This window comes from Tateyamaria armeniaca (genome assembly GCF_045797845.1).
In the GTDB taxonomy this organism is placed as follows: Bacteria; Pseudomonadota; Alphaproteobacteria; order Rhodobacterales; family Rhodobacteraceae; genus Tateyamaria; species Tateyamaria armeniaca.
This window is the reverse complement of sequence record NZ_JBHDIY010000002.1, coordinates 2532151-2556715: the sequence shown is the minus strand read 5'-3', so window position 1 is coordinate 2556715 and position 24565 is coordinate 2532151. Positions and strand designations below refer to the sequence as shown.

General features: G+C 59.4%; 21 protein-coding genes, 1 tRNA gene and 2 pseudogenes. 8 read left to right on the top strand and 16 right to left on the bottom strand.

All coding sequences use genetic code 11. The features are described 5' to 3' along the window. Positions 1-27: 27 nt before the first annotated feature. From ACERZ8_RS12895 to ACERZ8_RS12875, 5 genes and pseudogenes are all read right to left on the bottom strand, one after another. Positions 28-1815 (bottom strand): peptidoglycan D,D-transpeptidase FtsI family protein, encoded by a 1788-nt coding sequence (locus tag ACERZ8_RS12895; RefSeq protein WP_407592583.1) that lies wholly within the window; start codon positions 1813-1815, stop codon positions 28-30. Next, entirely contained in the window at positions 1812-2168 is a 357-nt protein-coding gene (gene ftsL, locus ACERZ8_RS12890; protein ID WP_407592582.1) for a cell division protein FtsL, read from the bottom strand. Before ftsL ends, ACERZ8_RS12895 begins: the two co-directional genes overlap by 4 nt. Next, positions 2168-3132 (bottom strand): annotated as a pseudogene (gene rsmH / locus ACERZ8_RS12885) (16S rRNA (cytosine(1402)-N(4))-methyltransferase RsmH). The gene ftsL and the pseudogene rsmH overlap by 1 nt, the downstream one beginning before the upstream one ends. 1 nt (position 3133) lies before the next feature. Next, positions 3134-3625: a division/cell wall cluster transcriptional repressor MraZ gene (mraZ, locus tag ACERZ8_RS12880; RefSeq protein WP_407592581.1), complete on the bottom strand. Its 492-nt coding sequence runs from the start codon at positions 3623-3625 to the stop codon at positions 3134-3136. 747 nt (positions 3626-4372) lie between these two features. After that, entirely contained in the window at positions 4373-5446 is a 1074-nt protein-coding gene (locus ACERZ8_RS12875) for an Mrp/NBP35 family ATP-binding protein (protein WP_407592580.1), read from the bottom strand. Between the two features lie 225 nt (positions 5447-5671). On the opposite strand from ACERZ8_RS12875, the gene ACERZ8_RS12870 reads away from it, so the two are divergent. Then, positions 5672-5905, top strand: a complete 234-nt coding sequence (locus ACERZ8_RS12870; RefSeq protein ID WP_407592579.1) for a DUF1127 domain-containing protein — start codon at positions 5672-5674, stop codon at positions 5903-5905. 580 nt (positions 5906-6485) lie between these two features. Here the strand turns inward: ACERZ8_RS12870 and ACERZ8_RS12865 are convergent. From ACERZ8_RS12865 to ACERZ8_RS12855, 3 genes are all read right to left on the bottom strand, one after another. Further along, a complete protein-coding gene (locus ACERZ8_RS12865; RefSeq protein ID WP_407592578.1) occupies positions 6486-7523 on the bottom strand; it encodes a 3'-5' exonuclease in 1038 nt (345 codons plus the stop codon). Further along, on the bottom strand, positions 7520-9121 hold the full coding sequence (locus ACERZ8_RS12860; protein WP_407592577.1) for an ATP-dependent helicase: 1602 nt from the start codon (positions 9119-9121) through the stop codon (positions 7520-7522). Before ACERZ8_RS12860 ends, ACERZ8_RS12865 begins: the two co-directional genes overlap by 4 nt. A gap of 87 nt (positions 9122-9208) precedes the next feature. Continuing rightward, positions 9209-9691, bottom strand: coding sequence for a hypothetical protein (locus ACERZ8_RS12855; protein WP_407592576.1), 483 nt, complete (start codon positions 9689-9691; stop codon positions 9209-9211). Between the two features lie 133 nt (positions 9692-9824). Here ACERZ8_RS12855 and ACERZ8_RS12850 point away from each other — a divergent pair, with 133 nt between their 5' ends. Then, positions 9825-10964 carry an alpha-hydroxy acid oxidase gene (locus ACERZ8_RS12850; RefSeq protein WP_407592575.1) on the top strand — a complete coding sequence of 380 codons (1140 nt, stop codon included), beginning with the start codon at positions 9825-9827 and terminating at the stop codon, positions 10962-10964. Here the strand turns inward: ACERZ8_RS12850 and hisH are convergent. Both hisH and hisB read right to left on the bottom strand, forming a co-directional pair. Then, positions 10961-11602 (bottom strand): imidazole glycerol phosphate synthase subunit HisH, encoded by a 642-nt coding sequence (gene hisH / locus ACERZ8_RS12845; protein ID WP_407592574.1) that lies wholly within the window; start codon positions 11600-11602, stop codon positions 10961-10963. The two genes, ACERZ8_RS12850 and hisH, sit on opposite strands and share 4 nt — an antisense overlap. Next, positions 11599-12171 carry an imidazoleglycerol-phosphate dehydratase HisB gene (hisB, locus tag ACERZ8_RS12840; protein WP_407594264.1) on the bottom strand — a complete coding sequence of 191 codons (573 nt, stop codon included), beginning with the start codon at positions 12169-12171 and terminating at the stop codon, positions 11599-11601. Before hisB ends, hisH begins: the two co-directional genes overlap by 4 nt. 157 nt (positions 12172-12328) lie before the next feature. Between hisB and ACERZ8_RS12835 the strand changes: the two genes are divergently transcribed. The 3 genes and pseudogenes from ACERZ8_RS12835 to ACERZ8_RS12825 form a co-directional block, all read left to right on the top strand. After that, positions 12329-12568, top strand: a complete 240-nt coding sequence (locus ACERZ8_RS12835; RefSeq protein ID WP_407592573.1) for an Lrp/AsnC ligand binding domain-containing protein — start codon at positions 12329-12331, stop codon at positions 12566-12568. Beyond that, positions 12565-12816, top strand: a complete 252-nt coding sequence (locus tag ACERZ8_RS12830) for a hypothetical protein (protein WP_407592572.1) — start codon at positions 12565-12567, stop codon at positions 12814-12816. Before ACERZ8_RS12835 ends, ACERZ8_RS12830 begins: the two co-directional genes overlap by 4 nt. 63 nt (positions 12817-12879) lie before the next feature. Continuing rightward, a pseudogene (locus tag ACERZ8_RS12825) lies at positions 12880-13551 on the top strand (IS3 family transposase); the annotation flags it as partial. Positions 13552-13750: 199 nt separating this feature from the next. Here the strand turns inward: ACERZ8_RS12825 and ACERZ8_RS12820 are convergent. After that, complete coding sequence (locus tag ACERZ8_RS12820; protein WP_407592571.1) at positions 13751-15649, bottom strand: acyltransferase family protein; 1899 nt, start codon at positions 15647-15649, stop codon at positions 13751-13753. A gap of 925 nt (positions 15650-16574) precedes the next feature. Beyond that, a tRNA-Gly gene (locus ACERZ8_RS12815) sits at positions 16575-16649 on the bottom strand. Positions 16650-16815: 166 nt separating this feature from the next. Here ACERZ8_RS12815 and ACERZ8_RS12810 point away from each other — a divergent pair. The 3 genes from ACERZ8_RS12810 (at position 16816) to ACERZ8_RS12800 (ending at position 18657) form a co-directional block, all read left to right on the top strand. Further along, on the top strand, positions 16816-17100 hold the full coding sequence (locus tag ACERZ8_RS12810; protein WP_407592570.1) for a hypothetical protein: 285 nt from the start codon (positions 16816-16818) through the stop codon (positions 17098-17100). Between the two features lie 93 nt (positions 17101-17193). Next, complete coding sequence (locus ACERZ8_RS12805; protein WP_407592569.1) at positions 17194-18084, top strand: YHYH protein; 891 nt, start codon at positions 17194-17196, stop codon at positions 18082-18084. A gap of 87 nt (positions 18085-18171) precedes the next feature. Further along, positions 18172-18657: a hypothetical protein gene (locus ACERZ8_RS12800; protein ID WP_407592568.1), complete on the top strand. Its 486-nt coding sequence runs from the start codon at positions 18172-18174 to the stop codon at positions 18655-18657. Here the strand turns inward: ACERZ8_RS12800 and ACERZ8_RS12795 are convergent. From ACERZ8_RS12795 to ACERZ8_RS12780, 4 genes are all read right to left on the bottom strand, one after another. Further along, positions 18654-19037, bottom strand: a complete 384-nt coding sequence (locus ACERZ8_RS12795) for a VOC family protein (protein ID WP_407592567.1) — start codon at positions 19035-19037, stop codon at positions 18654-18656. The two genes, ACERZ8_RS12800 and ACERZ8_RS12795, sit on opposite strands and share 4 nt — an antisense overlap. 40 nt (positions 19038-19077) lie before the next feature. Further along, positions 19078-20226 carry an MFS transporter gene (locus ACERZ8_RS12790; protein WP_407592566.1) on the bottom strand — a complete coding sequence of 383 codons (1149 nt, stop codon included), beginning with the start codon at positions 20224-20226 and terminating at the stop codon, positions 19078-19080. Positions 20227-20336: 110 nt separating this feature from the next. Next, a complete protein-coding gene (locus ACERZ8_RS12785; RefSeq protein ID WP_407592565.1) occupies positions 20337-21002 on the bottom strand; it encodes a phosphotransferase enzyme family protein in 666 nt (221 codons plus the stop codon). Beyond that, on the bottom strand, positions 20999-24445 hold the full coding sequence (locus ACERZ8_RS12780; protein ID WP_407592564.1) for a pyruvate carboxylase: 3447 nt from the start codon (positions 24443-24445) through the stop codon (positions 20999-21001). Before ACERZ8_RS12780 ends, ACERZ8_RS12785 begins: the two co-directional genes overlap by 4 nt. Between the last annotated feature and the right edge of the window lie 120 nt (positions 24446-24565).

Here is a 24565-nt window from a genome sequence, read left to right as displayed (position 1 = left end):
GCCTTTGGCTCGGGTGCCGGTGGCACCTCAGTTGCTGCTGGTCAGCGTTATATCAGTCAGTGTCGCCGGTTCAACGCCCGGACGCAGCCCCAAAAGCGGAGCGATGCGCCCGATCATCTCGGCGGCGACCGGCACGGCAGTCCAACCTGCCGTGCGGCGGGGTTTGTCACCGGATGTTTCGACCGGTTCGTCAAGCGTGACGATCAGCACATATTTCGGATCATGCGCGGGAAAGATGGTGGCGAATGTCGCGATGACCTTGTCGTCATAATACCCGCCCTTCGGTTTCGGCTTGTCCGCTGTGCCTGTCTTGCCGCCCACGGCATAACCCGGCACTTCACCCATGCTGGCGGTGCCACTTGTCACGACGGCGCGCAACATCTCGCGAGCGGCTTTGGCCGAGGCCGCGCTCATGACCCGTTCGCCGCGACGCGGGCCGTCCTGTTTCAGAATGGTGGGAGCAACCACAAATCCGCCGTTTGCGATGGCGGCGTACCCCGCCGCCAGATGCATCGGAGACGAAGACAGCCCGTGTCCGTAGCTGACAGTCACAGCGCTCAGGTCCGTCCAGCGTTTGGGCAAAAGCGGCTTGCCGGTGCGCGCCTCAACAATCTCGAATGGGGTTGCGTCGAAGAAGCCGAGGGATTTCAGGAAGTCCTGCTGCCGTTTCACGCCGATCTGCAGGGCCATGCGCCCTGTGCCGCGGTTCGAGGATTTGACGATGATGTCGGACACTGTGAGTTCGCCGTAATTCTTGTTGCGAAACTCTCCGATCCGGAAACCGCCCACGCGCATCGGACCCTTGGTGTCGATGACGGTCGTGGGCGATACAAGGCCAAGATCGACAGCCTGAGCCGCAGTGAAAATCTTGAAGGTCGAGCCAAGCTCGTAAACGCCCTGTACGGATCGATTGAACAGCGGGCTGTCTGACTGGTCCCCACTGGTTGCGGGACGGGGTCGGTTGTTGGGGTCGAAATCGGGCAGGCTGACCACCGAGATCACCTCGCCCGTATGCACATCCATCAGCACGGATGTGGCCCCCTTGGCGTTCATGATCTTCATCCCGCCGTAAAGGACACGTTCGGCCGCCGCCTGCACGGTCAGATCAAGCGAAAGCTGCAGCGGACGCTGCCCGTTGGCCGGGTCACGAAGATAGTCATCGAACTGCTTTTCAACGCCTGCAACTCCAATCACCTCGGCCGCGTGCACGCCTTCCTTGCCAAAGGAGGCCCCGCCCATCACGTGGGCCGCGAGCGAGCCGTTGGGATAAAGGCGCATATCGCGCGGGCCGAACAGCAGCCCCGGATCGCCGATTTCATGGACGGCCTGCATCTGTTCGGGGCTGATTTTCTTGCGAATCCACAGGAACTTACGCTTGCCGGTGAAATCCTTGATCAGGTCCTTTTCATCCAGATCGGGAAAGATCGCCGCGAGGCTTTTGGCCGCCCCGACGGGATCGATCATGTGCGGGGGCTGGGCATAAAGCGCGTGGGTTTCAAAATTGGTTGCCAGCAGGCGGCCCTTGCGGTCCACGATGTCTGCGCGCGCGGCGGAAATCGCCGCCCCTTGCGCACTCGCGCGCGGCTCTACCGGATCAGAGGTGGCCAGCATCCCCATGCGCACCCCCACCACCATGAAGGCGCAGAAAAAGAATACGCCAAGCACCAGCAGACGTCCTTCGGCGCGCTGCCGGGCGGTGTCACGCATCTCTTCATGACGCACGGCGCGGTTTTCGCGTTCGATATCATCCGGGCTTTGGCCCGCGGCGCGGGCAGGCAAAATGCGTGCCAGGGGGCGCAGAGGCGTGCGGGTCATTCCGTGCCCTCCTCGGCTGGGAGGGTGCCGGAGACTTCGACACTGTTGGTTATGTCGAGCAGCGCAGGCGCCGGATAGGCGACCTCATCCACGCGCCCGAACTGATCCGGGCGGAAGGGCAACAGGCCCAACCGGTCAAAGTTGATGTCCGCCAGATCACGCAGGCGGTTGGGGCGGTTCAAATAGGCCCATTCGGCCTTGAGCACGGCAAGGCGCGCGTGGGCTGTGCGGATGTCGCGGTGCAACTGGTCGGTTTTGGCAAGGGAGCTTTGCGTGGCGTAATTCTCGCGGTAGGCCCAGAAGGCGAGGCCGATCACAGCCAGAGTTGTCAGCACATAAAGAACACTGCGCATTACATGAACCCTTTGACTTGCGGCATGCCGATGGATTTCGCCTCAATGGCACCTGGCGGTGCATCGGTGCGAATGCCGATGCGCAACTTGGCCGAACGACTGCGCGGATTTGCAGCCAGTTCAGTTGCATCGGGGGCAATCGCCTTGCGGCTTTTGAGCGTGAATTGCGCAGCCTCCTGCGCGGTTTCCGGCGCGTATCTGTTGGCATTGGCGGCACGCCCCCCCGCGCGGTCAAAAAGCGTTTGACCATACGATCCTCGACCGAATGGAAGGTGACGACGGCCAGCCTGCCACCGGGTTTCAAAGCCCGCTCAGCCGCCATCAGGCCCTGATACAGCTCGTCATATTCATGGTTCACCGCGATCCGCAGCGCCTGAAAGCTGCGCGTTGCGGGATGGGATTGCCCCGGCTTGGGGCGTGGCAGGCATTTTTCGATGATGGCTGCGAGTTCCAGCGTCGTGGTGATGGGGCGCGCGGTGATGATGGCGCGCGCGATGCGCCGACTGGCGCGTTCCTCACCGTAATGGAACAGGATGTCGGCCAGCACGCTCTCGTCCGCATCGTTCACGATGTCGGCGGCAGAGGGACCGTCCTGGCTCATCCGCATGTCGAGAGGGCCGTCTTTTTGAAAGGAAAATCCGCGTTCGCCCTGGTCGAGCTGCATGGAACTGACCCCAAGGTCGAGGACAACGCCGTCAAGGCCGGTTCCGTATTCATCCAGCTTGGAAAACACGCCGGGCTGCATCTGGATATGGTCGCCATATGCGCTGGCCCAATCGGCAGCCATCTCAAAGGCCACGGGGTCGCGATCCACCGCAATGACCTTCTCGGCCCCCGCCTCAAGCAAAGCGCGCGTGTAGCCACCCGCGCCAAAGGTGCCATCCAGCCAGACGCCTTCAATGGGCGCGCAATGCGACAGGATCGCGTCGATCAGAACTGGTATATGTGGCCCCCCAGCCGACATTTTATTCGAGGTCTCCGTCAAGGTAGACTGACGGGTCGACATCCGGGTCATACCCATCGTCATCCAACGCGGCGATACTGGCATCATAGGCCTCGGGCTTCCAAATTTCGAACGTATCGCCGGAGGAGACAAAGCGCGCCATGCCATCAAGGCCAATCTTGTCGCGCAATTTGGCGGGCAGGACGATGCGGCCCGTGTCATCGACAACTGCCTCGACGGATTGTGCACTATACAAGCGCTCCATCGCCTTACGTTTCGCCGATCCGCGGGGATGTTTTGAGATTTTTTCGTCCACCTCGTCCATGGCCTCAATGGTGAACCCTTCGAGGTAGTCGCGGGTGTCGCCGCCATAGACGATAATGATGCGCGGCGGCAGGCCGTCGGTCCAGTCCGGGTCGCAGGATTCGATCACACGGCGAAACGAGGCCGGGATAGACACCCTGCCCTTCGCGTCCACCTTGTGGTCGCTTTCGCCTCTGAACCTGCGTGCCACTGTTTCGGCCCGTCCCTCTTAATACCTTTCGCGTCCCCACGCGCCTGTGCGTTCCCCGGTCTTTTGAAATGGAAACGGCGGGTTGATCTGCTGCCACTGATCAACCCGCCGCCCTCGTCCCGACTTGCGGGATGTCCAGCTGCGCGCGCCACCTGGGGGGATGTCTGCTCGCTCGCGCGCCGGATCTCTTGGTCTGATGAAATCGAGGTGCCTGTATGAAACCTGCTTGAGTTTTTATTGCGTGGGGTCGTTTGGTGCCCCGGTCTCGTTCTCATCCGATGCAATAGGGATGCCATGGGAATTGATGGGAAACAATAGTTTTTTGTGGTCAGAGGTGACTATACCTTGTGAATTAGGTCGCCTGAAAACAACATATGGTGGGTGCAGCGGGGGTGATTTGAGCCTATCGTGTGAGTCTATCAGCCTCAGCCACTAAATGTGGTGTGTTGTAGCTTGAACTAAGCGATACCCATAAAATCCCAAAAAAGTGCGCATACCGCTATCACGAACTTAGCGTGTTCATTCTATGTTCTCAATACAGAAAGGAAAATTCCACAATTCGAAGCCAAAATTGATTCTGAATCAAATCGAAATTCGGGCAATCGCCCATGCATTCCCATGCCACGTCTAACGCCGTGAACAAGTCGCTCTTCTCGGATTTCAAAAATCCCGGGCGGGTCCGAAGGACGGGGCAGAGCCCCTTCTTTCTATATAATGTCGTCGCGCAAGCGGGCGTTTGGAAACGGCTCAGGCCATTCCGCCTTTGATCAGCCCTTCGGCAATGCGCGCATAGGCCTGCGCCATTGGTCCGTCGCCCGCAGCCACCGGCGTGCCGCCATCCCCTGCCAGCCGGGTCTCAAGATCAATCGGCAGCGCGCCAAGCAAGGGCACGCCCATTTTCTCGGCCTCCGCCGCAACACCGCCCTGTCCGAATATCTGATGCTCGGACCCACAATCGGGACAGACAAACATCGACATGTTCTCGATCAACCCCAGCACAGGCGTCTTGAGGGTCGCAAACATATCCAGCGCCTTGCGCGCATCGATCAGCGCCACGTCCTGGGGGGTGGAGACCACGATGGCGCCACTCAATTCGGACTTGGTGCACAGGGTCAGTTGCACGTCGCCCGTGCCGGGGGGCAGATCGACGATCAGCACGTCCAGCTCGCCCCACTGCACCTGCCCCAGCATCTGTTGCAGCGCCCCCATCAGCATCGGGCCGCGCCAGACCACGGCCTTGCCTTCCTCCATCATGAAACCGATGGACATGAGCGTCACGCCATGGGCATGCAGCGGAATGATTGTTTTGCCATCGGGGCTGGCCGGGCGCTTGTTCACACCCATCATGCGGGGTTGCGAGGGTCCATATATATCTGCATCCAGCAGCCCGACCTTGCGCCCTGCCCGCGCCAAGGCCACGGCGAGGTTAGAAGACACGGTGGATTTGCCCACCCCGCCCTTGCCCGAACCAATGGCAAGAATGCGTTGCACGCCTGCAGGCTTGGTCGGTCCCTCCTGGGGTTTGGGATGTCCGCCGATTTTCAGGCTGGGCGGCGCGGCCGGTTTGGGCGCAGGCCCGTGGGCGGTCAAGGCAACGCGCACCTGCGCAACGCCAGCCATCCCGGCCACTGCCGCCTCTGCCGCCGCGCGCACAGGTTCCATAAGTGCGGCCAGTTCCGGGCTTGGTGCTTCGATGATGAATTGCACCGTATCACCCTGTACCTGCACCGCCCGAATCAAATCGCGGCTCACGAGGTCACCACCGTCGGGCATCTCGATCCGACGTAAGGCAGACAGGATGTCATCTTTGGTTACAGACATGGCGCATTTCTCCGCTGGGGTGCTGCATTAACTGGCAGATTTCAGCGCGAGGGCAAGGGGGGCGTACCTGATCGCGGGGCCGTGCCAAAAGACTGTGCGCAATGCTTGCATTTTGACCACCTACCCTATGCAATTGCTGCATGGCAGCATTGTTTCAGTGTCTATTGTGCACCTGCAGCATTGGCTTATGTTTGGGCTAACGAAAACGAGCAAGAGGCGAAGAACATGGCCTATTACAACGAACTGGCACAGCGCAGCGATCTGGTCGAACGGACGCTTGCAACGCTGGCACAATATTTCGAAGCCGCGGCGGCGCGTCACGCTGCCCGCCGCGTCTACAAGACCACGCTGAACGAACTGAGCGATTTGTCCAACCGCGAACTGGCGGATCTGGGCATGCACCGCGCAGAACTCAAGCGCGTGGCATGGGAAGCAGCTTACGGCGTTAACGCCGCGTAAGCCCAACGGATCAGATGTCCCTCTCCTCCTCCCTGGGGCATCTGAAATTAGCGGCGGCTCCTACCTCCTCCCAGGGGTCGCCGCGCCTTTTTATTCCGCGCCTCTGAAAGGCGCATGTACCAGAATACATCGCGATAGGTCTTTCCTCCTCCCTGACCAAAGCGGTGTTGACTGAGCGGCGGTCCCACCTCCTCCCGGGGCCGCCGTATCACCCTTTCCGCGCCCGCTCGGGCGTATCGTTTACATCACGCGCCCGGTCCTCCTCCTCCCTGACTGGCCGCATGATGAAGAAGAGACGGCGACCCCTCCTCCCAGGGGTCGCCGTTTTTCGTTATGTCGGCGGATGTGATCGCGACGCGTGGCAAGGGTTGCTGTGCACGTCAAAGAGACCAGCCACACGGATGATCCTTAGATGGCAGATACAGTTAATATCTGATTGGCATGGGTCGAAGCTGGCCGTATGTCGATCTTTGGAGTTGTCTGCCCGGATGCGCCCCATGGATCACTTGAGTGGCTGGTCGCTTTTCCGCGAAAAGTACCCTTTGCCACCTGGCGCACTCACCTGCGGGAAATGCGCAGTTTAAAACGGAATATCGTCACAGCCCGATATAAACCGGGACACCACCTTCTTGACCCCGGCCTTCTCGAAATCAATCTCCAGCTTGTCGCCCTCGATCCCGACGACCGCGCCATAGCCGAACTTCTGGTGAAACACCCGCTCGCCCATGGTGAAACTCGACACGGCAGTGAGGTCGATCACCGTGTTGCGGCTTTCCTTGGGTTGCGAAATGGGCCGTGTATTCGCGCGAGCTTGCAGACGCTTCCAACCGGGCGAGTTGTAGACATTCGCATCGGCGGCCGCCTTGTGGAGATTGGATTCCATTGTCGGCGCAGCGGCCCCATAACCGCCACCGTAAAGACCGGGCGGGGTCAGGACATCGACATGATCCTCTGGCAACTCGTCGATAAACCGCGACGGCATCGACGACTGCCACTGCCCAAAAACCCGTCGGTTGGCGGCAAAGGAAATGGTACACACCTCTTCGGCGCGCGTGATGCCCACGTAGGCGAGGCGGCGCTCTTCCTCGAGCCCCTTGATCCCGCTTTCATCCATGCTGCGCTGCGATGGGAACAGGCCGTCTTCCCACCCCGGCAGAAAGACCATGGGAAACTCCAACCCCTTGGCAGCGTGCAGGGTCATGATCGACACTTTGGCCCCCCCATCGTCCTGCTCATTGTCCATGATCAGCGACACGTGTTCTAGGAAACCTTGCAGGTTCTCGAACTGCTCCAGCGCCTTGACCAGTTCCTTGAGGTTTTCAAGCCGCCCCGGGGCCTCGGGCGTCTTGTCGTTCTGCCAGTGCGCGGTATAGCCGCTTTCATCCAGAATGACCTCGGCCAGTTCAACATGGCTGATGGGCGGTGGCCCATATTCCGTGCGCAAGGGCGCCAGCCCCTCGTCGATCACGTTGTCATCTTCCACCACTTCGATACGCGGGCCGCGCAGCTTGCTGTTCCAACGCGCAATACCATCGACAAGGGTGCGCAGCTCGGATCCGCCTTTGCCCTTGATCAGCCCTTGGTCGACTGCGATGCGCGCGCCTTCAACGAGGCTCACACCATTGGCGCGCGCGGCCACCTGAATGGTCTGTTGCGCCTTGTCACCCAGCCCCTCTTGGGCGTGTTTACGATCCGCTCAAAGGCGAGATCATCCTCGGGGCTGACGACGACGCGGAAATAGGCCATGGCATCACGAATTTCGAGCCGTTCGTAAAACCGCGGACCTCCAATGACGCGATAGGGCAACCCAATGGTCAGAAACCGGTCCTCAAAGGCGCGCATCTGGTGGGACGCGCGCACAAGGATGGCCATTTCATCCAAATTGAATTTGGTGAAAGCTGGTTCTAAAGAAAGACCTTCTTGCTGTCTGGTGGTAAGCTCCCAAAGCAAGTTTGTATTGCTTTCATTGACCAGAAAGGTCTCGTGTTCTTTTAGGCGACCTACCAATTGTTCTCTACTGTTCAAGCCACGAAAAACATCGCGATCATGCAAGCGCTCGATTTCTTGCATCATTTGCTCGGAACGAGAGTTTTCCCTTCTTTGAGCAATCGATGAGCTACCAGCTGACAGTGCCTCAATCTCATCTCCGATCCAGCGCGCCTCTTCCTCGCCGTCCCAATGGCCGATCAGTCGAACAAGTTCTCCTTCTTTAGCAGCAGTCCACAGCGTCTTGCCCAGCCGATCCTGATTGCCTGCGATCACGCCCGAGGCCGCGCCCAGAATATGCGGGGTCGAGCGGTAGTTCTGTTCCAGCCGCACCACATGCGCGCCGGGAAAATCCTTTTCAAAGCGCAGGATGTTGCCCACCTCGGCCCCGCGCCAGCCATAGATCGACTGGTCGTCATCGCCGACACAACAGATATTCTTGTGCCCCTGCGCCAGCAGGCGCAGCCAGAGGTACTGGGCGACGTTGGTATCCTGATATTCGTCCACAAGGATGAATTTGAACCAGCGCTGGTACTGGGCCAGCACATCCTCGTGCGTCTGGAATATCGTGACCATATGCAGGAGCAGGTCGCCAAAATCGCAGGCGTTCAGCTCTATCAGGCGTGCCTGGTATTGCGCATAGAGCTCGACGCCCTTGTGGTTATACGCACCACCATCTGCGGCAGGCACCTTGTCGGGCGTCAATGCGCGGTTTTTCCAGCCGTCGATGATGTTGGCGAGCATCCGTGCCGGCCAACGCTTGTCATCGATATTGGCGGCCCGGATCAGTTGCTTCATCAGACGGATCTGATCGTCCGTGTCCAGAATGGTGAAGTTGGACTTCAACCCTGCCAGTTCCGCATGGCGGCGCAGCAGCTTGACGCAGATCGAATGGAAGGTGCCCATCCAACGAACCGGTTCTCTCAGCTCGAATGGCGTTTGACCTAGCCTCTTCTGCATTTCCTTTGCGGCTTTATTAGTAAACGTCACAGCAAGGATTTCATTGGAGCGCGCGCGCCCGGTAACGATGAGGTGGGCAACTCGCGCCATCAGCGCCCTCGTTTTACCGGTTCCGGCTCCGGCAAGCATCAAAACCGGCCCATCCAGCGTTTCAACCGCCTCGCGTTGTGGAGGATTAAGCTGTTCGAGATAAGCCCCAGCTTGCCGCGGCATCGCGCGCGCCGACAGGGATGCGCCCTCAAAGGCGTCGAATTCGTCAAAACTGCTCATGGACCGCATCTTAACGCGGACATGAAAAAAGAGAAAGCTGTTCCTGCTATGTTCCAGCGGCTCTGATGCCGCCGATCACCCCTGCGACTAGACAGCCTCGGCGAGGGTCGAAACGGGGGTCGCCGCACGCGCCATCATCGGCGTCTTGAGACCTGCAAAGCGCGAGCGGACGAATGGCACAGTGCGGGGCGAGGATACCGCACGGGCCACCTGCGCACGCAACGACGCAAGACCAAGCTTGACCGCAACCTCATTGGATACATCCTGCCCGACGACACAATGCAGAGACGGAAAATGTGGTGACAATTCATCCTGATCGGCGGCCACGTCGGATGTGCGCAAGATCGACACCAGATGCGGATTGCGATCTTCGGCCATGCCCAGCGTGTCACCCAGCGCATCGCCCACAGTGGTTTTGTCCATCACCAGCAAGTCCACGCCAAGGCGCGAAATGCAGGTTTCCGCCACCAAAAGGCTGCCCGTACCCGTCACGTGAATGCCCGCCTCCATAAGCGCCATCAGGCTGTGGTCCAGTCGAGCGGCTTGCGTGTCGATGATCAGGGCTTGCATGGGCGTTTCTCCATTAGGTTGGTGGCTACGTGACGAATCCCATTTACCTAAAATGCAATTAAAAAAGGATTTACTGCGGTGGCTTTCCACCCGCCCTCTGGACAGAACGGTACCGGACCCTTCAGATGACGGTATGGACCTCAATACCCGTTTTCCCGCCATCAGTGACCTGCGCGAGTACGCGCAAAAACGCATCCCGAAATTCGTGTGGGAATACCTCGATTCCGGTACCGGGTCAGAGGCGACGCGCAACCGCAATCGCATGGCGCTGGACCGCATCGGGTTGATGCCCTCGGTACTGCATGGGGAATTCGAGCCTGACCTAACCATCGAGTTGCTGGGCGACACGTTGCCCCTGCCTTTTGGCATCGCGCCTGTGGGCATGTCGGGGTTGATGTGGCCGGATGCAGAGCGCCTGCTGGCCAGAGCAGCGGCAAAACTGGATATTCCTTACACCATCTCAACCGTCGCCACCCAATCGCCCGAGGATGTGTCGGGCGATCTGGGTGCGCATGGCTGGTTTCAGATGTACCCACCCCGTGACGAGGCGATCCGCCATGACATGCTGGCCCGCGCGCGGAAGGCCGGGTTCAAAACGCTTGTGCTGACGGTAGATGTTCCGGTGGCCTCGCGGCGAGAACGCCAGACCCGCTCGGGCCTGACCAACCCGCCACGCCTGACACCACGCTTGCTGGCGCAGGTGGCGATGCGCCCCGCCTGGGCACTTGGCATGGCGCAGCGGGGCATGCCGCATATGCGGATGCTGGATGCCTACACAAATGCGGCGACAAACAACCTGCCGGTCACGGCCCATGTGGGATATTTGCTGCGCACGTCACCCGACTGGGACTACGTCAAATGGTTGCGCGATGCGTGGGACGGGCCATTTGTGGTCAAGGGCATCCTGCGATGCGAAGATGCCACGCGGCTTGAAAAGCTGGGTGCAGATGCGATCTGGGTCTCCAACCATGCAGGCCGCCAGTTTGACGCGGCCCCCGCCAGTATCGAAGTGCTGCCGGACATCCGTGCGGCCACCACGCTGCCGATCATCTTCGATTCCGGGATCGAGGGCGGCCTCGACATTCTGCGCGCGCTGGCATCGGGAGCGGATTTCGTGATGCTGGGGCGGGCGTGGCACTATGCCCTCGGGGCCTTGGGTGCAGAAGGCCCAGCGCATCTGGCCCATATCCTCAAGGCTGACCTGATCTCGAACATGGGGCAATTGGGGGCGCGGAGTTTGCGCGACCTGCCCGAACCATTCGACCTTGCCTAAGGTGTCCAGGTCAGGAAATTGCGGATCATGCGCAGGCCGACATCCTGGCTCTTCTCGGGGTGGAACTGCATCCCCAGCATCGTGCCCGTCCCGATCACTGCCGTGACGTCGCCGCCATAATCCACGTGGGCCAACCGCAGGGCCGGATCAGCGACTTCGAAATGATAGGAGTGCACGAAATAGGTGTGATCGCCGGACGCAATTCCGTCAAACACGGGGTGGGCCGCGCCCAGCACCAGATCGTTCCAGCCCATATGCGGCACTTTCAGCTTGGGATCAGAGGGGGCAATCGGCACCACCTGGCCTCCCACCCAGTCAAGACCGGGTGTGTCGGAGTATTCCCGCCCCCAGGTCGCCATCAACTGCATGCCGACGCAGATGCCAAGGAACGGACGGCCCTTGACCTCGACCGCCTCGACAAGGGCCTCATAAAGGCCCCCGGTACCGCGCAGCGCCGCCGCGCAGGCCGGAAAGGCGCCGTCGCCGGGCAGGACAACGCGGTCCGCGCGGGCCACGACATCTGCGTCCGAAGTGACGACGACCGTGCCCTCGCCCAGATCGGCGGCCATCTTCTGGAACGCCTTTTCCGCCGAATGCAGGTTGCCGCTTTCGTAATCGATCAGGGCCGTGAGGCTCATAAGGCGCCCTTGGTTGACGGGATTGCGTCCGCCACGCGGGCATCGACCTCAAGCGCCATACGCAACGCGCGGGCCACCGCCTTGAACGCCGCCTCGGCAATGTGGTGGCTGTTGAGGCCGTGCAGCATGTCCACATGGAGCGTAATGCCGCCATGGGTCGACAGGGCTTGAAAGAACTCGCGCACCAGTTCGGCGTCGAAGGTGCCGATCTTGTGGGTGGGCAGATCGACGTTCCAGACAAGGAACGGACGGCCCGACAGATCAAGGGCTACGCGCACCAGCGCGTCATCCATCGGCAACAGGCACGACCCATAGCGCTGGATGCCTTTCTTGTCGCCCACCGCCTTGGCCAGCGCCTGCCCGATGGTAATCCCCACATCCTCGACCGTGTGGTGATCGTCGATATGCAGATCGCCCGCACAGCGCACTGTCATGTCGATCAGCGCATGGCGCGCCAACTGGTCCAGCATGTGATCAAAGAAGCCGACACCGGTCTGGTTGTCATAGACACCAGTGCCGTCCAGGTTCAGCTTGACCGAGATGTCTGTCTCGGCCGTGGTGCGGGTCAGGTCGCGCGGCGCATGGGAGCCCTTTCAAAAAGTCACGTCGCGCTCTCTATAGGCGGGTGGGCCTTGCGCGCCAAGTCCCGGCGCACCCCCTTGTGCAGGCCGGTCCGGTCGTGTCACTTAAACGGCACCACACCTGTTGCGAAAGGGCCCGGGCCATATGTCGACATGCGTCTTTATCCAGATCCGTTGCCGTCCCGGCACCACCTACAAGGTCGCCGAAGACATCGCATTGCGCGAAATCCACTCGGAACTCTATTCCACATCCGGTGAATACGACCTGCTGATGAAGCTGTACATTCCGGCGGGCGAGGACGTGGGCAAGTTCATCAATGAAAATCTGCTGGACATCGACGGGATCGAACGGTCGCTGACGACAATGACGTTCAAGGTGTTTTGAGGCGCGCGGAAAAGGAGCAACTCGGTGCGGATCATGTGCCTAACGGATGGGGCGGCAAGCTGAGCGATGTGCTGCTGCCCTACCTGTCCGCGGCGCAGCCGGACGTCCTGTGCCTGCAAGAAATCGTTCACAGCCCGCAAACCGACCACGACTGGCTTATTAATCGCGACGGCGATCACGTTCTGCCCCAGCGCGCTAATTTCATGCGTTATGTCTGTCTGGCCTTGCCGGATCGCCGAAACCGGTAGGATGCTTTGATCCTCCCCCACTGAAGCGGTCCGCCGCTATAGCTAGGAAACGGAGGGTCAACCATGGGAATCAAAAGACACCAGCCGGAAGAAAATTGTCACGAAGTTACGGCAGGTTGAAGTGCTGTGCGACCCAGAGATGCCGCGTGTTGATGCAATCAGACAGGTGCAAATCACGGACCAGATATTCTATTGCTGGCATAAGCAACGCGCCTTTGTCCGTCATTGGTCCGACGACAATAGCGAATGCGGTATGGGAACTGACCAACGAAGGAGAATGACCGGTTGCGTCGAGCCGTGTCAGACCTGACGCTGGATGATCTGATCCTGTCGCAAGTTGCACGGGGAATCTACTGAGCCCTTCACATCGTCGTGCCTGCATTGAGCATGTTCGAAGCCAGTTTCACGTCACAGAGCGTCGCGCCTGCCGTGTCTTGCGGCTGCAACGCTCCACACAAAGGCGGGTGCCGGTTGGACGTGCGGACGCAGAAAGCCTGGTGGCAGACATGATCGAGCTGACGCGCCACTATGGTAGATACGGCTACCGCCCGATCGCCACGTTGCTCAGAGACGCTGGATGGCTGATTTACGACAAACAACCCTCTCGGCAGATTTGCCATGCCAATCGCCTGCTGGGCAATGGTCGAGCGCCTGTGGCGGCGTGAAGGGCTAAAAGTACCGATGAGACAGCCTAAGAAGGGAACGCTCTGGCTGAACGATGGTTCGTGCGTCCAATGACCTGCAAACTAACGTGCCGGAAGGCGGCTACACTCATTTTGATGCTTCATGCTACACTATTTGTCACAACAATGCACGTTGGACAGTCAGTAAATGCCATCTTCGGTGATGCTTCTTTCAAACCAGAACGTCACTGGGACGTGCTCTAGACAATGACCACCAAGCCAGACTCCCGAGCAAAAAATGCGGATGACTGCTATTTTAAAAGGTTGTTATTCAACGCATCATAAAATGTACGCTGAAACATTGGCAGAGCCAATTGCGAAAGATGCCCGCTGTCGGCAAAGAGAGAACCACGCTCACCTACAAACACACACCGATCTGCGCTGCACTGAACCAGATCCGGCCTGATAATCTGGTGTGAAGCATCCCCCAGAACCGCCATCGAACTTCGATAGTTTAATTCCCATTCCCGTCTGGGCGCATCACGAGACACGCGTTCATCGTGACCAAATGCAATCTGGCGACTCAAGATGGACGCGACATCGAACATCGGCCTTAGAAGTGGACCAACTATGATAACTTCAATGCCCTTTTCGTGTAATCGATCTGCAAGAGAAATGGTTGCCTCCGCGATGAGGTTTGCGCCTTCGATCTTGCTTCCATCAGCGGACACGAGCAGCGCTTCCGTTGGCCAGTTGTGGGCAATGACCACAGTCTCAAGATGTGGCAACTCCAAAAGGCTAGCAAGGTTTGTTTTCGCCTGGTTGAGGCAGCGAATGCTAATGTTCAAGGAGACAGTGGGCAAACACGCGTTCAACGGCACTAGAGCGACTGAAAGTCCGTTTTCTTGTCCATATTCTCGTAACAGTGGCGCATACATCTGGGCATGCGAGTTCCCTAAAAGAGCAATGCGTGCACCCTCAATCCCGTCTTCCCCCAAAGACAAGTCACAGGCTCTGGATGCACCAAATGGGAACAGGCGGCTGACCTCGCAACGATAATGTGTTCCGACGGCGGCGTTAATTCGTGCCGCTTCCTCCGGCAGGCGGTTCGGTAGCCCTTGCGAAGAAATGAGCAGAACTGAACTGAGAGCAGTGATAGCCGTTCCACTTAGAAGAATGACGCCGACACGACGAAAGGGCATGCTCTGGTTTCTGAAGGGTTGTTCGACGAATGCCCAACTAATGTAGGCCACTAGCAAAGATACCGCCGCGACACCGGAAAGTTCGATAGGCGACGGCTCGCGCACAATGTAATAACTGTAGATAACGATGAGCGGCCAATGCCAGAGATACAAAGAATAGGAAATCCTACCGAGTAGGTTTACCGGACGACTAGCGATAACCTGTCCAAAGGCAGATTCCTGTGGCGCTCCAGCCCAAATCGCCAGCGTTGCTCCAAAGACGGAGAGTATTCCGTCCGGACTGCCTAAAAAACCTCGTATCGGTAAAGCCATGGAGCAGATCATGATCGCCCATCCAGACATAGCCAACCACGGCCGAGCCGGACCCTTAGGCAGTAGCGCCAATGCAGAGCCAATGCCAAGTTCCCACGCGCGCGTGGGCAGCAAATAAAACGCTGGACCAGACGCTCCAACTAGGATCGCAACCCAATTCAATGCAAAAGAGAGAACGACAAGTAAGGAGATGACCAGGATTGCGCGCCTTGAAACACCTTTCGTGAGGTACAAGAGGACAAGTGGTAGCAACAAATAAAACTGCTCTTCGATTCCCAGAGACCACAGGTTCAGAAGGGGTTTTTCGTCGGCCGCAGACGAAAAATAGTTGGTGTCTCGCCAAAAATATATGTTGGGAATAAACAGCAAGGAAGCGATCACGCTACGACCAAATCCACCCAGATCGTTAGGCAGAAGCACGATCGTGCTCAAGCCGGTGACCGCTATCAGAAGTATGAGAAGGGCAGGTATAATCCGTCTTATTCTTCGCACATAAAACTGCGCGATGGAGAATGAACCCGCCTTCAGTTCCTTCCAGATTATCCCCGTCAGCAGATACCCAGAAATGACAAAGAAAATGTCCACACCGAGGTATCCGCCTGGCAGAATTTCTTCGGACAGATGAAATAAGACAACAGAAGCCACCGCCAATGCGCGAAGGCCGTCGATGTCCGAGCGGTAAGGATGTGCGGTCACTCAATCGGCCTTTGTTTCTTCGACTGTTTCGTTGAACTCGCGATAGTGAGAAGAAAGTTCAAGCTAAAGAGCGCCGCGGCTGCCATTTTTTTCTGCAAGTGCTCTGCTCATTTTCCAACCTAAATCAATCGGTCACGAGGGGTAGAAATTGGGTCATGTCTCGGCAACTACCCGGTCGCGCGTGTCCAGGTTCAGTTACAAGATCCTGATTGTCATGTGCAACCAAGTCTGTGGTTGAAGTCCGCTATAAGCAAAGACAAGTCTGAAAACACTTTCTTCGCTGCTCATCTGAGAACTTCCGCTTTCCACAAGCTTCACAGTCATCAAGCCATTCCCAAACCATCGACACAACGAACTCATTGTCAGTCGTCAGACCGTTGCGGTTACGCCGGGAATTAGTATTGTGATCAAAGATATGGGCCTTGACTGACCCTGTGACTTAACCTGTTTTGGTAACACTGATCGGATTGCCCCATTCAAATCTGTGGTCGCCGTTCGCGCTGGCAACGTTGCCATGTATCCTCTGACCGACTCTCTCCGCTGGTTGGTTCGATGGTATCTCAGCTGATGTGCTTGCGTGGCTGTGCTTGTAAATGCTGGGTGCGCTAGCGGCCATTGCGCTGGGGATTAGGGGGCCATTCATTGCTTTTCGTTTTCTGATTGGTTTGGTGACTTTGCGGTTGGATATTTTCTAACTCCGCTCAACGCTCGGTGGTCATAGAATATTTGTGTTCGAGCAACGGGCGAAGCTCAAAGGAAGAGCAGCGATAGTGAAGCTATGCTTGTGCACCTCGCCTATCCGAGTTGCTACGAATCTAGGAGTGGTTAACCCATGTAGGCGTGAACGTTCACCAATAATTTGGTGTGCGAAAACACAAAGGCCTCACAGACCAGTTTAATAACTATCTGCAAGGCCTTAGTTTTTTGGAGCGGGCGAGGCGATTCGAACGCCCGACCCTAACCTTGGCAAGGTTATGCTCTACCCCTGAGCTACGCCCGCTTCCTTGGGTAAGCGGTGAGATACTTATCCGCGCCCTGCCCTGCAAGTGGAAAATCGCGTCGCGTCACAAAAATCTTTTCGCAATATGCTGGGCAACAGCGACGGAACGGTAAAGCACATACGTAACAAACCCATGCAACGCGCCCTGCGATACAGCTTGTGTCTGGTGACACCTCTATTGATCCTGATCCTGACCGGACGGCTCAATGCCCATGACGGACCGCATACGCCCGACATGCTGGCCCACGTCATCTCGGCCGTTCAGAGCGGAAACGAGGTTGCTGTCACGCTTGAGCTGACCGGGCTTGGCGGGCCGCTGGTGTTGGTCGCTGTGTCCACTCCCGGTGCCACTGCTGCGCCTATGGCGCCTGTCTACGTCAATTTTGCCGAGGATGTGCGCGTGGACACGCGCCTGACTTTTCCGAGACGCCCCCCGGCATTTTTACGCTGATGCTGGATTTCGGCCCCACGGGTACGGGCGCAGTTGCAGTCACACCTGTTCCAGGCCCCTTGTCCGCGCCTGACTGATCAAAGGAGTTTTGCAATGAGCCAGCATGTCCTTCCCTTCAAAACACTCGCACTCGCAGCGGCCATCATCCTTGGTCTTGTGGCAAATGCCAAAGCCCAGCCCAAGTTACGCCAGCACACGGCGACCACCGCTGCGCAGGTCGCGCTGACCTCGGCAAATCGTACCGTCCCCGGCAACAAAGTCGCCATCACCACGAGCGGCGCGCGCCGGATCATCACCTCGAATGGGCTGCCGTCACATGCGGTGGGCTCCTTTCCCAACCGGGGCAATCCCAACCGTATCTCGGCGCAATCCCACCGTTTTGTTGTGCCCGTGTCCCCAAAGGTCGGGGCCGCACGTGCGCTGGCCCGCGGTGCATCCTTTGGCGTTGCAATCAACGGTGTTCCGTTTGACCCGAATGCGGCCGAGTTCTGGCTAGGCAATCCGCGCTCGGGATGGGATTACAACGCATTGGGGGGCGCGGTATCCCTCGGATTCGATGCAAATTTTGCCCATGTGCAGCCAAGTGGTGCCTACCACTACCATGGCTTGCCCGTTGGGTTGATGCAGCAGCTGGGTTGGAGCGCAAGCCGTCCCTCGCCGCTGATCGGCTATGCGGCGGACGGTTTTCCGATCTATGCGCTGAATGCGCAAGTTGACGGACAGGTGGTGCGCATGACCTCGTCCTACCAGTTAAAGCCGGGTCGCCGTCCAGGCGGCACACAGCCCGGCGGGCCGCATGACGGCGCGTTCAAACAGGATTACCAATATGTGGCTGGCTCAGGCACGCTGGATGAATGCAACGGGGCGCGTGTTGTCACCGCCGACTATCCCCGAGGCACCTATGCCTATTTCCTGACGGATGCCTACCCGACCATCCCGCGCTGCTTGCGCGGTACACCGGGGCAAGGGTTTGGCAAGCGCTGAATACCTTACTTGCCAAGACAGCAAGGACAGGAGAGCATCCGCGACAGTACATGGTCGTTGCGACCACTTTTGTTCAAAGGAAACCTTATGATCCGCGCTGCCCTTGTCTCCCTGTTGCTGTTGTGCCCCTCCGCCCTTTTCGCCCAAAGCCAGTTGGAACGGCTCGAGGCCGTGTCTGAACAGATGAACCTTGAGATGGCCAAGATGATGGCGCGGGAAATTTCGGCCAATGGGGGCGATCCTGCCCCGGTGATGGCGGCGTTGCCCGACACCAGCTGGGATGACGAGTATCGTGCTGCGGGCACATGCATGCTGAACCAGTACAACGCCGCTGCAGGCACCCAAGGCACCGACAGTATGCTCGACAAGATGGAAGCGATGATCCCCCAGCTTGAGACGGCCACGATGGAGAGCCTTGAGAACATGGATGTCAGACCTGAAGGTGTAAGCGAGGATCAATCGATCCAGATCGCCCGGTCCTGCGGGATGATTGATCTGAGCATGCGACGGATGCAGGAAAGCGGGTTCACGGCGGCAATGATGCAGGCCTTTAGCGAGGCACAAGGCAACTAGGCGTCGCGCCGTTCGATCAAATCCCAGCGGTTGCCGAAGATGTCGCGGAACACGGCAACCGTGCCATAGACTTCGTGGCGCGGCTCTTCCTCGAAGGTAACCCCGGCCTGCATCAGACGGGCATGATCGCGTTCGAAATCGTCCGTCTGCAAGAACAGCCACACGCGCCCGGCCCCTTGGGCACCGATCGCCGCCTCTTGCACGGACCCGTCCGCGCGGGCCAGCACAAAGGATGCACCGCCCCCGGAAGGGCGCACCTCGACCCAGCGTTTGCGTCCCTGATCGATGTCGGCCACCAGATCAAAGCCCATCTGCCCGCAATAAAAGGCGATGGCCGCATCATAGTCGGGCACGATCAGGGAAACGGAGGCAAGCTGCATCCCCTTCACCTGCCGCAAGCCTGCCGCGCGTGCAAGAGCTTCAGACCTTTTGCGCCCGCACTGCCCCTGCCAGCACGATGATCAAGGTGGCCAGGACAGCCAGCAACGCAAAACCGGTGCGCAATGTGCATGCATAGGCGACAAAGCCGATCAGCGGCGGGCCCAGCAACAGCCCCCCATAACCCAGCGTCGATACCGAGGCGATGGCGGTGCCCGGCGGCAAATGCGGATCGCGCGCCGCCCGCGAAAAGGCCAAAGGCATGATCACCGCATACCCGACCCCCATCAGCGCGAACCCAGTCAGCGTCACACCGTAACTGGTCGAGGCGATGGCACTTACAGCACCTGTGGTTGCGACGACCCCTGCAATGCGCGCTGTCGGGGTGGGCCCAAACGCGCGCGTGACCTGATCCCCAAGCAGCCGTGTGATCACCATGGCCACTGAAAACACGGAATATCCAAGGGCCGCGTGCGCTGCACTCACCCCCGCGGTTTCGATCAGCAACAGCGCGCTCCAATCCACCATCGCGCCCTCACCCATCGAGGTGCAAAAGGCGATGAGGCCGACAAGGATCAGTGGCCCTTTGGGCAGCGGAAACAAGGGCGTGCCCGACACCCTGTCCTGAGTTGGCGACACCCACCCGATGCAAGCCACGGCAAGGGTCAGCACGGCGACAAGGGTTCCAGCCGCGATGAAGTGCAAGGGTATTGAAACACCCCACTGCTCGGCCCCGAACCCGCTTGCTGCACCAAGGCCCGCACCAAGGCTGAACATGGCGTGAAAGGACGACATGACAGGGCGCGCAATATGCCGCTCTGCCTCACCGGCCCACGTGTTCATGGCCACGTCCATCGCGCCGTGTGTCGCGCCAAAAAGCGCAAGTGCCACGGCCAGCAGCGCCACGTTCGGTGCGAGGGCCGTCAGGGCCAGCGCAAGGGTGTAGGCCACTGCGATCCGCAAGGTGATGAACGCCGCCCCAAGGCGATCAGCAAACCGCCCCGCCAGCGGAAAGGCCGCGATTGCGCCGCCAGCAAGAAGGAGCAAGAGCAGCCCCAGTTCGCCCGCATCAAGGTCATGGCGCATCGCCATTGCAGGAATGCGCGACGCCCAAATTCCGTAAAGCGCGCCGTTCAGGATGAACATGGCAGAGACGGCCATCCAAGTGGCGCGATTGGTATGTGGCTGCATGTGGACAGTCCTGCGTGCTGATGGCGTCGGGGATCGCGATGCCATGGTGCAGCCTTTGCCGAGGCAATGCGTCGGCACAAGAGGCTTTCAAACCGCTTTGGCCGTTTGTTTCAGACTGCAAACAGATGTGCGAGATGGCGGGCCCGTTCTGGTTCGATTTGCCAGCAGCACGCGATTTCCCACGCGCGACGCGCCGGATGCGATGGGTCAGCAAGATCGAATAGCGCAACATCACGGCGCGCCTCGTCCCAATCGACGAGGGTCACGCGCCCATCGGCATCGCGCAGGATGTTGGTTGGGTTGAGATCGGCATGGATTGCTGTTTCCGGCCTCTCAAGCTGCGCCCACTGCGCGCGCAACGCCTTAACCAAATCGCGGGGCATCTCAGCAAGATCAATGTCGCCACCCCTGTCGGCGCTCACCAGATCGCGCGCACTCGCGAACCCCGGGCGTTGGGGTAAATCATGACCCCGCTTGTGCAATGCGGCGACCTGCCCGGCGATGTCGTCAGGCGGCGTTTCAGTCCCTTCGCAGAATGGCTCACACGTCCAACCCTCGACGCACAGGGTTCCACTCAGGCTGGGGATCAAACGTGGCGCAAACAATCCGCACCTCGCCGCCACATCCTGTACCGGACCCAGCCAGTGCAACGCCGCTTCGCTGCGCCGGGTCGTTTTCAGCACATGGGTGCCGACGCGCAGCGCAGTGTTGCGGTGACCACCCGTCAGCGGGACGATGTCACCCGACAGACCCCACGCGGCCAGCGGCGGCGTCACTCCAGCTCGACGAGCAGATCCTTGGCATCGATCTGACCGCCGGGGCCGATATGCACGGCCTTCACAACAGCGTCGCGTTCGGCGTGGATGCCTGTTTCCATCTTCATCGCCTCGATGGTCAGCAACAGATCGCCCTCGCTGACCTTTTGGCCCACCTGCACGCCAACGCTTGCCACGACACCCGGCATGGGCGCGCCAATGTGGTTTGCATTGCCGACTTCGGCCTTGGGCCGCTGGACGGTGGTTGATTTCACCAGGCGGTTGGGAACGCGGATCACGCGCGGTGCGCCGTTGAGTTCAAAGAACACCTTGGCCTCGCCGTCTTCATTGGTCTCGCCCACTGCTTGAAGGCGGATTTCGAGGGTCTTGCCGGGGTCGATCTCGGCGGTAATTTCCTCGCCCGGCTCCATGCCGTAGAAGAACGTTTTGGTCGGCAGCACACGGACAGGGCCATAGGTGCGGTGACGGCCCATGTAGTCGAGGAACACTTTGGGATACATCAGGTACCCTGACAGATCCTCGTCATCGACTTCGCGCCCTTCAAGCTCTTTGGTCAGGTCGGCGCGTGTGGCTTCCAGATTGACGGGCGGTACATCTGCGCCGGGGCGGTTCACGTTGGGTTTTTCACCTTTGAGGATTTTTGACTGAATGTCGGACGGAAACCCGCCCGGAGGTTGGCCGAGATTGCCGCGCATCATGTCTACGACCGAGTCCGGAAAGGCGACATCCTTGTCCGGGTCTTCGACATCATCGCGGGTCAGCCCCTGCGACACCATCATCAGCGCCATATCCCCCACCACTTTGGACGATGGCGTGACCTTTACGATATCGCCGAACATCTGGTTCACGTCGCGATAGGTGCGTGCGACCTCGTGCCAGCGTTCTTCAAGGCCAAGGCTGCGCGCCTGCGCCTTGAGGTTGGTGAACTGACCGCCGGGCATTTCGTGCAGATAGACTTCAGAGCTTGGGGCCTGCATGCCGGATTCGAAGGCTGCGTAGTGATCGCGCACCGATTCCCAGTAATCCGAGATGTCACGGATCGCATCGACAGACAGGCCTGTGTCGCGGTCGGTGTGCTGCAAGGCCCCGACAACCGTGCCAAGGGTGGCCTGGCTGGTGTTGCCCGACAGCGCGTCCATCGCGCAATCGACTGCATCCACGCCGGCCTCGGCTGCCGCCAGAATGGTGGCCGACGCGATACCTGCGGTGTCATGGGTGTGGAAGTGGATGGGCAGGCCCACCTCTTGTTTCAGCGCCTTGACCAGCACGCGCGCAGCGGCGGGTTTCAAAAGGCCTGCCATGTCCTTGAGGCCCAGAACATGCGCACCAGCCTCTTTCAGCTGGTTGCCCATGTCGACATAGTATTTCAGGTCGTATTTGGCGCGATCCGGATTCAGGATATCGCCTGTGTAGCAGACCGTGCCTTCGCAGATCTTGTTGTTCTCGATCACCGCGTCCATGGCGACGCGCATGTTTTCCACCCAGTTGAGGCTGTCGAACACACGGAAGACATCCACGCCCGTATTGGCCGCAACGCGCACGAATTCCTGCACCACATTGTCGGGGTAGTTTGTGTATCCCACACCGTTCGCGCCGCGCAGCAGCATCTGCGTCATCAGGTTCGGCATCCGTTCGCGCAGATCGCGCAGGCGCTGCCAGGGGCATTCCTGTAAAAAGCGGTAGGCCACATCGAAGGTCGCCCCACCCCAGCATTCCACACTGAACAGTTGCGGCAGGTTGGCGGCATAAGCGGGTGCGACCTTGATCATGTCGTGGCTGCGCATCCGCGTGGCCAGCAGCGACTGGTGCCCGTCACGCATGGTGGTGTCGGTGATCAGCAATTGTTGCTGCTGTTTCATCCAGTCCGCCACCGCCTGCGGACCCTTCTGTTCCAGCAGGTTGCGGGTGCCCATCTGATGGGACGGGTCCGCTTGCAATTTTGGCGGCTTGGGCTGTTTCAGATCAGCGCGGGGGCGTGGTCGATCCTTGACCTCGGGGTGCCCGTTCACGGTGATGTCGGCGATATAGGTCAGCACTTTTGTGCCGCGATCCCGACGCCGCTTGAAGGTGAAGAGTTCCGGCGTCTCGTCGATGAACTTGGTGTGGTAGGTGTTGTCGAGGAATGTGGGGTGCTTCAGCAGGTTCTCGACAAAGGCGATGTTGGTCGACACGCCGCGAATGCGGAACTCGCGCAAGGCGCGGTCCATCCGCGCGATGGCCATTTCGGGCGTGGGCGCCTTGGCCGTGATCTTGGTCAGCAGGCTGTCGTAATAGCGCGTGATGACGCCCCCTGCATAGGCCGTGCCGCCATCCAGACGGATGCCCATGCCGGTCGCCTCGCGGTAGGCGGTGATGCGGCCGTAGTCGGGGATAAAGTTGTTCTGTGGATCTTCGGTCGTGATCCGGGTCTGCAGCGCGTGACCCATCAGCCTGACGTCATCCTGCGTGGGTTTGCCGGTGGCCTCGGCAATCGTCTTGCCTTCGGCGATCAGGATCTGGGCCTGCACGATGTCGATGCCGGTGACTTCTTCGGTCACAGTATGTTCGACCTGTACGCGCGGATTCACCTCAATGAAGTAGAATTTGCCATCCGCCATATCCATCAGGAACTCGACGGTACCGGCGCATTCGTAATTCACATGTTTGCAGATCTTGTAGCCCAGCTCGCAAATCTCGACGCGCTGTTCTTCGGTGAGATATGGCGCGGGTGCACGTTCAACCACTTTCTGATTGCGGCGCTGGACCGAGCAGTCGCGCTCGAACAGGTGATACATTCCGCCGTGTTTATCCCCGAGGATCTGCACCTCGACGTGGCGCGCCTTGAGGATCATCTTTTCCAGATACCCCTCGCCATTGCCAAAGGCGGCTTCGGCCTCGCGGCGGCCTTCCAGCACTTTTTCCTCGACTTCGTCCTCGGCCATGATGGGGCGCATGCCGCGCCCGCCCCCGCCCCAGGACGCCTTGAGCATCAGCGGATAGCCGACCGCCTTGGCCTCGGCCTTGATCGCTTTCATGTCGTCGCCCAGCACTTCGGTCGCCGGGATCACGGGCACACCCGCCTCGACCGCCACGCGGCGCGCACTGGCCTTGTCGCCAAGGGCGCGCATTGTTTCTGCGCGCGGGCCGATGAAGGTGATGCCGTTCTTTTCGCAGGCGTCCACGAACTCGGGGTTTTCGGACAGCAGGCCATAGCCGGGGTGGATCGCATCCGCCCCGCTTTCGCGCGCCACGCGGATCATCTCGTCGATGCTCAGATACGCCGCGACCGGTCCAAGGCCTTCGCCGATACGGTACGCCTCGTCCGCCTTGAAGCGGTGCAGACCCAGCTTGTCTTCCTCGGCGAAAACGGCGACGGTTTTCTTGCCCATCTCGTTGGCGGCGCGCATGATGCGGATGGCAATCTCACCCCGGTTTGCGATGAGAATTTTCTTGAATTCCGACATGGTGCATCCCCCCGGGGCGGTACTCGGCTGCCCCTCAGGGGCGTGATATTGTTGCCCCATAGGGGCACGATTGTGCAGTTGCAGCAATTGTTATGACGATTATGTAAATCAGACAACCGG